Annotated in this window: 1 protein-coding gene; it reads left to right on the top strand. The window is 61.2% G+C overall.

The window, feature by feature from the left end:
* On the top strand, positions 1 to 180 hold a 180-nt coding region (locus tag SB822_RS59835), incomplete at its 5' end, for an SGNH/GDSL hydrolase family protein (protein ID WP_410859477.1).
* Between the last annotated feature and the right edge of the window lie 65 nt (positions 181 to 245).

A 245-nucleotide genomic window follows, 5' to 3' on the forward strand; every position in this document is an offset into this window, starting at 1 on the left:
TCCAGCCATGCTTTCGACGGCGTAGTCGATTTCGACGCCGCGCTGCGCGATCCGGCCGAGCCGGGACGTCTGCAGCGCAAGTACGATAGCGGCGACCACATTCACCCAAGCGATGCCGGCTACGCGGCCATGGCGGAAGCGGTTTCCGTCGACGGAGCCGTGAATTCGGCGCGCAAATGAGTGACCGACGACAAAGTTCTCGCCAAACCCTTGAAATAAGGCTCTGGGCCGCCTATGATTTCGTT

Origin of the sequence: Paraburkholderia sp. SIMBA_054 (assembly GCF_046534875.1) — a bacterium.
GTDB lineage: Bacteria > Pseudomonadota > Gammaproteobacteria > Burkholderiales > Burkholderiaceae > Paraburkholderia > Paraburkholderia hospita.